This is a genomic window from Agromyces sp. NPDC057865 (assembly GCF_042796995.1).
Lineage (GTDB): Bacteria > Actinomycetota > Actinomycetes > Actinomycetales > Microbacteriaceae > Agromyces.
In genome coordinates this window covers 510105-522042 of sequence record NZ_JBHVMJ010000002.1, presented here as the reverse complement: position 1 = coordinate 522042, position 11938 = coordinate 510105, and the positions used below count along the sequence as shown (strand labels likewise).

11 protein-coding genes are annotated in these 11938 nt (G+C 70.7%); 2 read left to right on the top strand and 9 right to left on the bottom strand.

From position 1 onward, the window contains the following. The first annotated feature begins 89 nt into the window (after positions 1-89). Entirely contained in the window at positions 90-2036 is a 1947-nt protein-coding gene (gene dxs, locus ACFVN5_RS10085) for a 1-deoxy-D-xylulose-5-phosphate synthase (RefSeq protein ID WP_376954930.1), read from the top strand. Here dxs and ACFVN5_RS10080 read toward each other — a convergent pair. The 7 genes from ACFVN5_RS10080 to ACFVN5_RS10050 form a co-directional block, all read right to left on the bottom strand. Beyond that, positions 2033-2551: a hypothetical protein gene (locus ACFVN5_RS10080; RefSeq protein ID WP_376954929.1), complete on the bottom strand. Its 519-nt coding sequence runs from the start codon at positions 2549-2551 to the stop codon at positions 2033-2035. The genes dxs and ACFVN5_RS10080 overlap by 4 nt on opposite strands. Next, a complete protein-coding gene (locus tag ACFVN5_RS10075) occupies positions 2544-3116 on the bottom strand; it encodes a hypothetical protein (protein ID WP_376954928.1) in 573 nt (190 codons plus the stop codon). Before ACFVN5_RS10075 ends, ACFVN5_RS10080 begins: the two co-directional genes overlap by 8 nt. Further along, positions 3113-3790: a TetR/AcrR family transcriptional regulator gene (locus ACFVN5_RS10070; RefSeq protein WP_376954927.1), complete on the bottom strand. Its 678-nt coding sequence runs from the start codon at positions 3788-3790 to the stop codon at positions 3113-3115. Before ACFVN5_RS10070 ends, ACFVN5_RS10075 begins: the two co-directional genes overlap by 4 nt. A gap of 92 nt (positions 3791-3882) precedes the next feature. Next, complete coding sequence (locus ACFVN5_RS10065) at positions 3883-6048, bottom strand: 3-hydroxyacyl-CoA dehydrogenase NAD-binding domain-containing protein (RefSeq protein ID WP_376954926.1); 2166 nt, start codon at positions 6046-6048, stop codon at positions 3883-3885. A gap of 5 nt (positions 6049-6053) precedes the next feature. After that, positions 6054-7259, bottom strand: a complete 1206-nt coding sequence (locus ACFVN5_RS10060) for a thiolase family protein (RefSeq protein ID WP_376954925.1) — start codon at positions 7257-7259, stop codon at positions 6054-6056. A 77-nt stretch (positions 7260-7336) separates the two neighbouring features. Further along, the gene (locus ACFVN5_RS10055) at positions 7337-8533 is read right to left on the bottom strand and encodes a ribonuclease D (protein ID WP_376954924.1); all 1197 of its coding nucleotides are present in this window, start codon (positions 8531-8533) and stop codon (positions 7337-7339) included. Beyond that, positions 8526-9116 (bottom strand): DUF3000 domain-containing protein, encoded by a 591-nt coding sequence (locus ACFVN5_RS10050; protein WP_376954922.1) that lies wholly within the window; start codon positions 9114-9116, stop codon positions 8526-8528. Before ACFVN5_RS10050 ends, ACFVN5_RS10055 begins: the two co-directional genes overlap by 8 nt. 91 nt (positions 9117-9207) lie before the next feature. Here ACFVN5_RS10050 and ACFVN5_RS10045 point away from each other — a divergent pair, with 91 nt between their 5' ends. Next, positions 9208-10422, top strand: coding sequence for an alpha/beta hydrolase family protein (locus ACFVN5_RS10045; protein WP_376954921.1), 1215 nt, complete (start codon positions 9208-9210; stop codon positions 10420-10422). Between the two features lie 55 nt (positions 10423-10477). Here ACFVN5_RS10045 and ACFVN5_RS10040 read toward each other — a convergent pair whose 3' ends face one another. Continuing rightward, positions 10478-10918 carry a SufE family protein gene (locus tag ACFVN5_RS10040; RefSeq protein WP_376954920.1) on the bottom strand — a complete coding sequence of 147 codons (441 nt, stop codon included), beginning with the start codon at positions 10916-10918 and terminating at the stop codon, positions 10478-10480. A gap of 69 nt (positions 10919-10987) precedes the next feature. Then, a complete protein-coding gene (locus ACFVN5_RS10035) occupies positions 10988-11887 on the bottom strand; it encodes a sulfurtransferase (RefSeq protein WP_376954918.1) in 900 nt (299 codons plus the stop codon). Between the last annotated feature and the right edge of the window lie 51 nt (positions 11888-11938).

The window sequence follows — 11938 nt, the reverse complement described above, 5'->3', positions numbered from 1 at the left end:
CCGAACTCTTCCCGGCCTCCCAGAGAGCCCGGCGTAGACTCGATTCGATCCGCGGCCGCGGCCGCCCGGACCACCGGAGGCTCCATCCCATGACCCTGCTCGAGAACATCTCGGGACCGCGCGACCTCGATGCGCTGAGTCACGAGCAGCTCGAGCAGCTCGCGGCGGAGATCCGCGAGTACCTCGTGGCATCCGTGTCGAAGACGGGCGGTCACCTGGGGCCGAACCTCGGCGTCGTCGAGATGACCCTCGCCATCCACCGGGTGTTCCAGTCCCCGCGCGACGCGATCGTGTTCGACACCGGTCACCAGTCCTACGTGCACAAGCTCCTCACCGGCCGACGCGACCTCTCGACGCTGCGCCAGACGGGCGGTCTCGCGGGCTACCCCCAGCGGTCGGAGTCCGAGCACGACATCGTCGAGAGCTCGCACGCGTCGAGCTCCCTCTCGTGGGCCGACGGCATCTCGAAGGCATTCGAGATGACGGGCCAGAGCGACCGGCACGTCGTCGCCGTCGTCGGCGACGGCGCGCTGACGGGCGGCATGACGTGGGAGGCGCTCAACAACATCTCCGACGACAACACCCGCAAGCTCGTCGTCATCGTGAACGACAACGGTCGTTCCTACGCGCCCACGATCGGCGGCATGGGGCGGTTCCTCAGCGCCGTGCGCACGCGGCAGGCGTATCGCAACCTGCATCTGTCGAGCAGCCGTGCGGCCGATCGGCTCGGCGGGCCGGCTCGAGCGTTCTACCGAGGCGTGCGCGGGGGGCTGCACGGCTTCCTCAGCCGATTCACCGGCAACGAGGCGCTCTACTCCAACCTCGACATCAAGTACCTCGGCCCGGTCGACGGGCACGACGAGCGCGCCATGGAGGAGGCGCTCCGGCAGGCCAAGGACTACGGCGCGCCCGTCATCGTGCACGCCATCACCGACAAGGGCCGTGGTTACGAGCCCGCGCGTCGCGACATCGCCGACCAGTTCCACGCCGTGGGCCAGATCGACCCCGAGACGGGGGAGTCGCTCGAGAAGGCATCGGCGCCCTCGTGGACGAGCGTGTTCGCCGACGAGCTCGTGCGGCTCGCGGAGCACAACGAACGCCTCGTGGGCATCACCGCGGCCATGCTCCGCCCGACGGGCCTGCACCGCATGGCTGAGCGCTTCCCGAACCGCGTGTTCGACGTCGGCATCGCCGAGCAGCACGCCGCGACCTCCGCGGCCGGCCTCGCGTTCGGCGGCCTCCACCCCGTCGTCGCCGTCTACGCCACGTTCATCAATCGCGCGTTCGACCAGGTGCTGATGGATGTCGCGCTGCACAAGGCCGGCGTCACGTTCGTGCTCGACCGCGCCGGCGTCACCGGTCCCGACGGCCCGAGCCACCACGGCGTGTGGGATCTCTCGATCCTGCAGGTCGTGCCCGGCATCCGCATCGCCGCGCCCCGCGACTCGGTGCGCCTCGCTGAGGAGCTGGCCGAGGCGGTCCAGGTCGGCGACGCACCCACCGTGCTGCGCTTCCCGAAGGGCACGGTCGGCGTCGACTACGACGCGATCCGGCGCACCGGCGACGGCGTCGACGTGCTCGCCGAGTCGACGCGCAAGGACGTGCTGCTCGTCACCGTCGGCCCGATGGCCGGCATCGGGCTGCAGGTCGCCGAGCGCCTCGAGGCGCAGGGGATCGGCGCGACCGTCGTGGACCCGCGCTGGGTCGTTCCCGTGCCGGGCAGCGTCATCGACCTCGCGCGCGATCACCGCATCGTGGTCAGCCTGGAAGACGGGATCCGCGTCGGCGGCATCGGCACGCGCATCCGCCAGGACCTCCGCGAGGCCGACGTCGACACCGCGGTGACCGAGATCGGCCTGCCCGACGAGTTCCTCGAGCACGGCTCGCGCGGCGACATCCTCGAGCGCGTCGGCCTCACCCCGCAGCACATCGCGCGCGACGTGACCGCCATGGTGCTCGGCTCCAAGCTGCCGCACGCACGCGGTGCGGGCCTCGAGCAGGTCTCGAGCGACACGGGCTCCCAGCCGCGCGTCTAGCTGGGTTGCTTCGCGAGCTCGGTGCAGGCGCGAACGGCGAATCTCGCCGTGCGATACCAGCCGAGCGGAACTGCGAGGGCAGCCGCGACGGCGAACGGGATCGCTCCGGCCGGCTGCGCCGTGAAGAAGACGAGGAACACCGCAGACGCGCTGGTCGTGCCAATGACTAGGCCGAGTGCCGCGAACGCCGTGAGGTGCGCTCGGAATGAACCGACCCTGCGCAGTGACCAGCCGAGCACGTATGCGATCGGCGACCAGACGATGAGCGCCGCGAGCATGGCGGCCGGGACGACGATGACCCCGCCGAGCACCGCCGTGTAGAAGGTTGCAGTCACCCAAGTCGCAAGGTCGTACCACCCCATGGCGGCGGCGATCGGGAAGCAGGCCAGCGAGAACAACCAGAACCAGCCGCAGGCGAAGAATGCCCCGCGCATGAACTCGCCGAACGTGAACGCCATGGGGCGTTCGGCCGTGCGAAGACTCGGCACCAAGAGGTTCAGGCTCGGATCAGGCACCGGGCAGTCCTGGGACGGCATCGACGGATGCCGCTGCGAGCTCGTCGTTCTCGAGTGCGCGCCGCACCGTCCGGTACCAGCCCAACGGCACCGCGATCCCGGAAGCGAGCACGAAGCCGACCATCGCCGGCGCCGGGAGGAGCTCCGTGATGACGGCGATCGCAGCGGTCGCGACGCCGATCCCGACGCCGAGCACAGTGAATGCGGCGAGGTGCACCCACAGGGCCTGGACCCGGCGCAGCGACATTCCGAGTGTGTACGCGAACGGCGACCCGAGCAGGGCTGCAGCGATCGACCATGGCAGCACCACGAGCGGGAATCCGATCGGCAGGTAGACGACCAAGGCGAGTGGGATCGTCGAGAGCAGTGGTTCCACCGGATTCCCGTAGACCCCACTCCAACCCAGAGCAGGAGGGACGAAGAGGAACGCCGGGAGCGAGCAGAGCAGGAACCATCCCCATGCTCTGAAGACCCCACCCTTGAACTCGCCGACGCTGAACGCCATCGGCTGCTCGGGGGAACGGGGGCTCTCGACTCCGAAGCCGGCTGCGTCCTCGGCACTCATGCGCGCACCTCCGCAATCAGGTCGAGTGCCTCGCGCAGCGGTGTCCGCAGGAGCGGAATCCGCGCGAGCGGCAGGGCGCCGCGAAGGATGCGGAGCCCTCGATCAAGCAACTGGAACGAACGTTCCTGCCCTGGTGAGCGGTCGTAGACCCAGAAGAGCGCAAGCAGAAGGTGTCCGAGCACGAGTGCGTCGGGGAGCCTGCGGGCGATGTCGACAGGAAGCGAGTGCTTCGCGCCGTCAACGGCGGCACGGAACAGGTCGACCACGATCGCGAGCGCTGGGGCGGACTCGGTCGAGAGCGGGTTGATGGGCGAGCGCGGTGAGACGGCCGCGGAGAGGAACTCCGGAGCGAACGGATGATAGGGCGCGAGACCGTCCAGCCCGGTGCGGTAGACGATACCGAGGCGCTCCACCAGATCGTTCGTCGAGTCCAGCAGGGGGAGCGCGACGTCCAGGTGCGCCTGCTGGACGTCGAGGTAGAGCTCCTGCACGAGGTGATGCTTCGACGGGAAGTGGTAGTGCGTCGTGCCCACCGAGACGCCGGTCTCTTGGGCGATGAGGCGGATGGTCGTCGCGTCGTAGCCGAGTTCGCGGAACGAATGGAGCGCGGTCTCACGGAGGTTCGCCCGGGTGCGCTCGCTCTTCGTGAGCGACTCGGTCTCAGAACTGAACATGTTCAGAAACTAGCACGGATGCTGACTGTACGTCGATGAATAAGAAGGGGCCCGTGACGTGTGAACGTCACGGGCCCCTCTGACGGATGCCGCTACGCGACCGCCGCGGCCTGCTTCATACCCACCCCGCGGATGGGCGGGTGGTGGAACGTGTCGCCGAACGCACGCTCGGACGCGCCGACCCGATCGAGGTAGGGCGTCGCCCCGCCCGCCTGGAACGGCCAGCCCGCGCCGAGGATGAGGCACAGGTCGATGTCCTCGGCCGCCGCGACGACCTCCTCGTCGAGCATGAGCTTGATCTCGCGGGCGAGCTCGTCCTCGACGCGACGCAGGATGGTCGCCTCGTCGACGGGGGTCTTGCCGACGGTGATCGCCTTCCTGGCGTCCTTCGAGAGGTCGGTCACCTTGCCGTGCTTGTCCTTCTCGACGACGGGGCCGCCGAGCTTCGCGAGCGCGTGCAGGTTCTCCGAGGAGTAGAACCGCTCGGGGAACTCGCGGACCATGGTGTCCTGCACGTGCGCTGCGACGGCCCAGCCGACGAGGTCGATGAGCTCGAACGGCCCCATCGGCAGGCCGATCGGCGCGAGCGCCCGCTCGACGACCGGCACCGGGGTGCCCTCGTCGACCGCGCGGGCGGCCTCGCCCATGACCTTCGCGAGCAGGCGGTTCACGACGAACCCGGGAGCGTCGGCGGTGAGCACGGCGCTCTTCTTGAGCTTCGCGGCGACGGCGAACGCCGTGGCGAGCGTCGCGTCATCGGTGGCCGGGGCCTTCACGATCTCGAGGAGCGGCATGACCGCCACCGGGTTGAAGAAGTGGAAGCCGACGACGCGCTCGGGGTGGGCGAGCTTCGCGCCGATCTGCTCGACCGAGAGCGACGACGTGTTCGTCGCGAGGATCGCGGTCTCCGACAGGTGCGGCTCGACCTCGGCGAACACCTGCTGCTTGACGGCGAGGTCCTCGAAGACGGCCTCGATGACCCAGTCGCAGTCGGCGAAGTCCGCCTTGTCGGTCGTGCCGCTCACGAGCGCGCGGAGGCGGTTGGCCTCGTCGGCGTCGATGCGGCCCTTCTGCTCGAGCGTGCCGATCTCGTCGTGGATGTACGCGATGCCCTTGTCGACCCGGGCCTGGTCGAGGTCGGTGATGACCACGGGGATCTGCAGGCGACGCACGAACAGTAGCGCGAACTGGCTGGCCATGAGGCCGGCGCCGATGATGCCGACCTTGGCGACCTTGCGGGCGAGCTCCTTGGCGGGCGCACCGGCCGGCCTCTTCGCGCGCTTCTGCACGAGGTTGAACGCGTAGATCGACGCCACGAACTGGTCGCCGGCGACGAGGTCGGCGAGCGCCTCGTCCTCACGGGCGAACGCGTCGGCCTTCGTGCCGCCCTTCGCGGCCTTCAGCAGGTCGAGCGCCACGTACGGGGACTTCGCGGTCGTGCCGATCTTGCCCTCGAGGCTCTTGCGGGCGATGTTGATCGCGATGTCCCACTTGGCGAGCCGCTCGAGCTTGCCCGGGACATTGGGGCGCTTCACCGTGATGGTGCCGCCGAGCACGCCGTCGGCCCACTTCAGCGAGTCCTCGAGGAAGTTCACCGGCGAGAACATCGCGTCCGCGATTCCGAGGTCGAGGGCGTCCTTCGCCTTCAGCATGCGGTTGTTCTTCAGCGGGTTCTCGACGACCACGCGAAGGGCGTTCTCGATGCCGATGAGGTTCGGCAGGAGGTAGGCGCCGCCCCAAGCCGGCACGATGCCGAGGAACACCTCGGGCAGGGCGATCGCCGGCGCCGAGGCATCCACGGTGCGGTAGTCGGAGTTCAGCGCGACCTCGAGGCCGCCGCCGAGGGCGAGCCCGTTGATGAACGTGAACGACGGCACCCCGAGCTCGCCGAGCTTGCCGAAGACCATGTGGCCGAGCTGGCCCATCTTCAGCGCCATGTCGCGGCTCGGGATCTCGCCGACCTTCGAAAGGTCGGCGCCGGCGGCGAGGAAGTACGGCTTGCCGGTGATCGCGACGGCCTGGATCTCGCCGGCCGCGGCGCGTGCCTGAAGTTCGTCGAGCCGGTCGCCGAGCTCGAGCATCGTCACGGGGCCGAGCGTCGACGGGCGCGTGTGGTCGCGGCCGTTGTCGAGCGTGATGAGGGCGAGGACCCGTCCGGACGGCAGGCGGATGTCGCGCACGTACGAGTGCGTGACGACCTCGTCGTCGGCGAACGCGGCCGCCAGCTCGGAGAAGTCGATCTTCGAGTAGTCGGTCATGTCGCTCAGCGGCCCTTTCCGTAGCGCTTGTGGTGCGGGTTCTCCCAGATGACGCTGCCGCCCTGCCCGAGGCCGACGCACATGGCGGTGAGGCCGTAGCGGACCTCGGGGTGCTGCTCGAACTGGCGGGCGAGCTGGAGCATGAGGCGCACGCCCGACGCGGCGAGCGGGTGGCCGATCGCGATCGCGCCGCCCCACGGGTTCACGCGCGGGTCCTCGTCGTCGATGCCGAAGTGGTCGAGGAAGCTCAGCACCTGCACGGCGAACGCCTCGTTGAGCTCGAAGAGGCCGATGTCGTCGATCGTGAGGCCGGCGTTCTTGAGCGCCTTCTCGGTCGAGGGGATCGGGCCGATGCCCATGACCTCGGGCTCCACGCCGGCGAAGCCGAAGCTCACCATGCGCATCTTGACCGAGAGGCCGAGCTCCTTCGCGGCATCCGAGCTGGCCAGGATCGCGGCCGTGGCGCCGTCGGTGAGCGGTGACGCGTTGCCCGCCGTCACGCGGCCGTGCGGCCGGAACGGGGTCTTGAGGGTGGCGAGGCCGTCCATGGTGGTCTCGGGACGACGGCCCTCGTCTTCCGTCGCGAGGCCCCAGCCCTCCTCGGTGCGCAGCGCCACGGGGACGAGGTCGGGCTGGATGTGCCCGGCGTCGTACGCGGCCTGCACCTTCTGCTGGCTGCGCATGCCGAAGCGGTCGCTGCGCTCCTTGGTGAGCTCGGGGAAGCGGTCGTGGAGGCGCTCGGCCGTCGTGCCCATGTTGAGCGCGTCGGGGTTCACGAGCTTCTCGGCCAGGAACCGCGGGTTCGGGTCGGCGTCGAGGCCCATCGGGTGGCGGCCCATGTGCTCCACGCCGCCGGCGATGACGACGTCGTACTGGCCGAAGCCGATGCCCGAGCCGGTGGTGGTCACGGCGGTCATGGCGCCGGCGCACATGCGGTCGATGGCGAAGCCCGGCACGCTGAGCGGCAGGCCCGCGAGGATCGCGGCGGTGCGGCCCAGGGTGAGACCCTGGTCGCCCGTCTGCGTCGTGGCGGCGATGGCCACGTCGTCGACACGATCCTTGGGCAGGTTCGGGTTGCGCTCGAGGAGTCCGGTGATCGCCTTCACGGCGAGGTCGTCGGCCCTCGTGTTCCAGTACATGCCCTTGTCGCCGGCTCGTCCGAACGGGGTGCGGACCCCGTCGACGAACACGACATCAGCTCGTTCAGCCACGCTGCAGCTCCGTTTCGATCAGAGGATGATTCGATCCTAGGAACGCTCCGGAGCCGCGCGGAATCGCTTGACGGAACCTACGATCCGTCGCTGGCGGCGTCTTGCACCGATTGTGACGCCTCCACAAAGGCGTCGGCGATGATCTGTGCAGTTTCCGCAACCTGCCACGGGCGCGCGCCGAGGGCCGAGAGTGCCGCGCCGATTCCCGCCGGGCCGGGATCCGCCGGAGGCTGCCAGGCGACGCGGCGCAGGTGGTCGGGCGTGAGCAGGTTCTCCACCGGCATCTCGAGCCGCTCGGCCACCTCGGTCACGCCGGCCTTCGCGAGGCGCAGTCGAGCGTCGGCCTCGGGGTTGCGCATCGCCCACGCGCGCGGCGGGGGCGGTGAGTCGCTCGGCACGCGCACGGCGGGGAGCTGGCTCGTGGCGAGGCCGGACTCGACGGCGGTCCACCAGCGGTCGAGTTCTGAGCGGCTCGCACGGCCGGTGAACTCGCGGAGGTCGGCCAGCGCGCGGCGGGATTGGGGGAGGACCTTCGCGACGGCGAGGATCGAGGCATCCGGCACCATGCGACCCGGGGCGACATCGAGCTCGGAGGCGCGGGCGTCGCGCGCGAGCCAGAGCTCACGGGCGACGGCGAGGTTGCGCGGATTGCGCAGGCCGTGGATGCCCGAGAGGCGGCGCCACGGCTCGGCGGCGGCCGGCTTCGCCTCACGGGTGAGCACCGCGTCGAACTCCTGGCCTGCGAGGTCGGCCTTGCCGGTCTCTTCGAGGCGCTCGGCGAGCCGGTCGCGGACGTCGACGAGGAGCTCGACGTCGAGTGCGGCGTAGGTGAGCCACGACTGCGGCAGCGGCCGGGTCGACCAGTCGGCTGCCGAGTGTTCCTTCGCGAGCCTGATGCCGAGCAGCTCCTCGACGACCGAGGCGAGGCCGACGCGCGGCATGCCGAGCAGGCGGGCGGCGAGCTCGGTGTCGAAGATGTGGTCGGGGTCGAGTCCGACCTCGCGGAGGCAGGCGAGGTCCTGGCTCGCGGCGTGCAGCACCCACTCCTCGGCGTGGACGGCGTCCTCGAGCGTGGTGAAGTCGGGGATCCGGGGCGGATCGAACAGGAACGTGCCCGAGCCGCGTCGGTACATCTGGATGAGGTAGGCGCGCTGCGAGTAGCGGAATCCACTCGCGCGCTCGGCGTCGACCGCGACCGGACCCTCGCCGTCGGCGAGTCGCCGCACCGCTTCCTCGAAGTCGGCGGGCGACTCGATCACCCGGAATTCATCCACGCTTGGTCCTCCGTCGGGGCAGGGCGGTCACCCCCTCGGATCGAGGCGGCAGCCCCGCGAGCATGCACAACAACTCTCCCCAGCCTTCCACATGCGGGCCCACGGCAGCATCGAGGGGCGTCCACGACGCTCGCACCTCGATCTGGGCGCCGTCGCCCTGGCGGGCCAGCTCGCCGAATCCGGTGGACAGGATCTTGGTCGCCGTGCCCGAGGCGGCGATGTAGCGGGCGCCCCGGGCATCGAGTGCGTCGACGAGCCACGACCACGCGACATCCGCGAGGAAGGGGTCGAGGCCGATGTCGGTCTCGAGGGGCGCCTGGGTGAAGCACACCACGCGGAAGCGCCCGCCCCATGCCTCGGGCTCGTCGGGGTCGTAGAGCAGCACGAAGCGCCCGGTACCGAGGTCGGAGTCGTCGCCGTGGCGTCCGGTGCCGACATCGGCCGAGAGCGCGGCCGCCCACGGGGCGAGCGAGCCGGGTGCGGGGATCTCCGACACGCGCAGCTCGGGCCGCAGCGAGGCCGCTCGCAACGCCTCGAGTGCGGCCTCGAACTCGGGGGGCCGATGCGTCGAGGAGTCGGGCACGAGTGCAGACTAGGCTCTCGAACAGGGGTCATGGCGGCGGCACGCCGCATCGCATGCCACACGGACGACACCTTCGCGAGGGAGGGCACGGATGGGTCGACGCACCGGTGCGGTGGGAACGCTCGGACTGGCCGCGGTGGCCGTCGGGATGCTCACCGCAGCCGTCGCGACCGTGGCCGCGGTCGTCACCGTGGCATACGCCCGGCGGGTGGTGATCCCGCCGACGACGCGGCCCGACGAGGAGCGCATCGTGGGTGTGGACCTCGCCGCCGGAGAGATCGCACTCGCGGCATCCGACGAGACCCGCATGCGCGGCCGCTACGGCCTCTGGTTCGAGCACGACTCGGGCTACGCGCGCATGGGCGACGTGATCGAGGAGGACGAGCGCGTCGTGCGCCGGAGCGTCCAGTCGGTCGACTTCGGACGACTCGACCGCGCGGCCCACGGCCGGGTCAGCGGCTGGTACCACCTCGGACCCTGGGAGCTCGGGCACGAGTACGAGAACGTCGTGGTGGAGACGCCGCTCGGTCCGGCTCCGGCGTGGTTCGTCCCGGCGGCGACGCCGACGGACCGCTGGGTGATCCAGGTGCACGGGCGCGGCGCGAAGCGCCAGGAGACGCTGCGCGCCGTCGATCCCGCCCGGGAGGCGGGCTGGAACTCGCTCCTCATCTCGTACCGCAACGACGGCGAGGCGCCCGAGAGCGAGGACCGCCGCTACGGCCTCGGCGGCACGGAATGGGCCGACGTCGTCGCCGCCGTGCGCTACGCCGAGGACCACGGCGCCGAGCGCATCGTCCTCATGGGCTGGTCGATGGGCGGCGCGATCTCGCTGCAGGCCGTGCTGCGCTCGGCCGCCGTGCGCGAACGGCTCGTCGGGCTCATCCTCGACTCGCCGGCGATCGACTGGGTCGACATCCTGCGCTTCCAGGGACAGGCGCTCGGCTTTCCGCGCGGCCTCGGCGACGCTGTGGCGCGCGTACTCGGAGGCCCGTGGAGCGGTGGGCTGACGGGTGTCGCCGCGCCCATCGACGTCGACGACCTCGATCCCGTCGCGCGCGCCGAGGAACTGCCGGTCCCGATCCTGCTCATGCACAGCGTCGACGACGGCTTCGTGCCGATCGACGGCTCACGCCGGCTCGCGGCCGCCCGGCCCGACCTCGTGCAGTTCGAGGAGTTCGAGGGCGCGCGTCACACGAAGCTGTGGAACCACGACACCGACCGCTGGACGGGGCTCGTGCGGGGCTGGCTCGAGCGCAGCTCGCTCGACGCGAAGCGGCTGGCCGACGAGGCCGAGATCACGGGCTAGGCGGGCCGAGGCACGCAGCGGATGCCGCGACGCGGCGCTGCGGCATCCGTTCGGGTCAGGCGGCGGCGATGCGCGCGTGCACCTGGCGCTTCACGCGACCGAGCATGCCGGTCATGCCGCGGACCCGGAGCGGGGACACCGCCTCGGCGAGGCCGAGCGATTGCGGGTAGTCGCCGGGCACGTCGAGCACCTCGTCGACCGTGAGCCCGTCGAGGCCCTGCACGAGGATCGACGCGAAGCCGCGCGTGGTGGGCGACTCGGCCGGCGCCGTCGCGTGCAGGTGCACGCGACCGTCGACGACCTCGACGAAGATGTAGACCGGCGACTGGCACTCCTCGACCTTCTCGAGGAGGTCGGGGTGATCGCGGTACCGCTCGGGCAGCTCGGGCAGCTCGTTCGAGAACTCGAGCAGCAGCTGCAGGCGGTCCTTGACGCCGAGCGCGAGGAAGTCCTCGCGGGTCTCGGCGAGCGGGGCGGGGAGGGTCGTGGCGTCCATCGGTTCCATTCTCCCATCACGGACGCGCGACCCCGCCCGCCCGGCCTGCCGACCGGTTCAGGCGGACGTCTAGCGGGTCGGGACCTCGCCGCGCTCGGCGCCCGAGACGATCGGCACGCGCACGGCGCTGCCCCACTCGGTCCACGAGCCGTCGTAGTTGCGGACCTTCTCGAAGCCGAGCAGGTGCGCGAGCACGAACCAGGTGTGGCTCGAGCGCTCGCCGATGCGGCAGTAGGCGATCACGTCGTCGCCGTCCTGCAGGCCGGCCTCGCCGCGGTAGATCGCGTCGAGCTCCTCACGGGTCTTGAAGGTGCCGTCGGGCGCGGCGGCACGAGCCCACGGCACGGATGCCGCGGTGGGGATGTGGCCGGCGCGGAGCGCGCCCTCCTCGGGGTAGGCGGGGGCACTCGTGCGCTCGCCGTTGTACTCCTCGGGGGAGCGGACGTCGATGAGCGGGTTGCCGAAGTGTGCGAGCACGTCATCCTTGTAGGCGCGGACGACGCTGTCGTCGCGCTCCACCACGGGGTACTCCACGGCGGTCGCGTCGGGGACGTCGGTCGTGAGCGGGCGGCCCTCGGCGATCCAGAGGTCGCGGCCGCCGTCGAGCAGGCGCACGTCCTCGTGGCCGAACAGGGTGAACACCCAGAGCGCGTACGCGGCCCACCAGTTGTTCTTGTCGCCGTAGATGACGACGGTGGTGTCGCGCGAGATGCCCTTCGAGCCGAGGAGCGCGGCGAACTGCTCGCCGTCGATGTAGTCGCGCACGACCGGGTCGTTGAGGTCGGTGTGCCAGTCGATCTTGACGGCGGTCGGGATGTGGCCCGTCTCGTAGAGCAGGACGTCTTCATCGGACTCGACGACCACGAGACCCGGTTGGCCGAGCCGCTCGGCGAGCCAGTCGGTGGTCACGAGACGCTCGGGGTGGGCGTACTCGGCGAACTTCGCGGCGGAGTCGAACTCGGCGGGCATGGGGAACCTCCTGGGATCGTCCGATCGGACGGGGTGTGCGGGGGAGCGGAC

Bases quoted from the DNA above. Each gene is read 5' to 3' on its own strand.
- ACFVN5_RS10035 (WP_376954918.1), bottom strand. From the start codon at position 11,887: ATGCCCGCCGAGTTCGACTCCGCCGCGAAGTTCGCCGAGTACGCCCAC.
- ACFVN5_RS10040 (WP_376954920.1), bottom strand. From the start codon at position 10,918: ATGGACGCCACGACCCTCCCCGCCCCGCTCGCCGAGACCCGCGAGGAC.
- ACFVN5_RS10075 (WP_376954928.1), bottom strand. From the start codon at position 3,116: ATGAGTGCCGAGGACGCAGCCGGCTTCGGAGTCGAGAGCCCCCGTTCC.
- dxs (WP_376954930.1), top strand. From the start codon at position 90: ATGACCCTGCTCGAGAACATCTCGGGACCGCGCGACCTCGATGCGCTG.
- ACFVN5_RS10065 (WP_376954926.1), bottom strand. From the start codon at position 6,048: ATGACCGACTACTCGAAGATCGACTTCTCCGAGCTGGCGGCCGCGTTC.
- ACFVN5_RS10070 (WP_376954927.1), bottom strand. From the start codon at position 3,790: ATGTTCAGTTCTGAGACCGAGTCGCTCACGAAGAGCGAGCGCACCCGG.
- ACFVN5_RS10045 (WP_376954921.1), top strand. From the start codon at position 9,208: ATGGGTCGACGCACCGGTGCGGTGGGAACGCTCGGACTGGCCGCGGTG.